Annotated in this window: 1 protein-coding gene; it reads left to right on the forward strand. The window is 57.1% G+C overall.

All coding sequences use genetic code 11. The features are described from left to right. On the forward strand, positions 1–412 hold a 412-nt coding region (locus HMPREF2605_RS09445; RefSeq protein ID WP_168167576.1), incomplete at its 5' end, for a hypothetical protein. Positions 413–718: the final 306 nt, after the last annotated feature.

Below are 718 nucleotides of genomic sequence, written 5' to 3' on the forward strand. Positions count from 1 at the left end.
GATTGATGTGCCGACGTTCTGGAAGCGTGTTGAGGCTTCCTCGTATGTTCGTGGTTTGGAGCAGTTCGGCCCCGAGGGCGAGGAGTCCTTCATCATTACGAAGAAGAATTGGCGTCAGTTCGTTAAGTGTTGGGATGAAGGCCGCCCGGAGGACTACGTGCAGGACCCTGTACTAGATTTGTCAATCTTCCCGGAATCTTTGGGCGGTGGCAGCTGGGAGACGTACGAAGATCGTCTCAACAGCTGGCGTACCAAGGACTGGGAAGCCTGGATTGACTCGCTGCCTGATGACTGGTGGGTTGTAAATAGTGATGCGGTTGCGGTGGCATCGTACCAGGTTGAGGACCCCACGTTGGTCCCTGAGATGGTGGAGTACTACGTCAAGAACGGCCCGCAGGTTTACCGCTACTAGTGCTGCACCGTCAACAGCAAAGGGTGGTGACCCCAATCTAGGGGCCACCACCCTTTTCAGCGGGGGCAAGCCACCACACACACCAACAACAAAACACCCCCCCAATTCTCCTAGATGGTTCGTGCCCTTACCCCTGTATAAATCCCGCCCCGCTTATCGTGTCAGGGGTCCTTCCTATTCTGTCACCAGAAGCACCGAAGCCCCCGCGCCGAGAGCACCGTAGCCTCCCAACGCATCCGAGAGAAAGGACCACCACCATGGCACGCAGCCCCGAATCCGAAGCCCACTACAAGGCCTACCAGAAGC

Source organism: Rothia sp. HMSC065C03 (assembly GCF_001837295.1).
In the GTDB taxonomy this organism is placed as follows: Bacteria; Actinomycetota; Actinomycetes; order Actinomycetales; family Micrococcaceae; genus Rothia.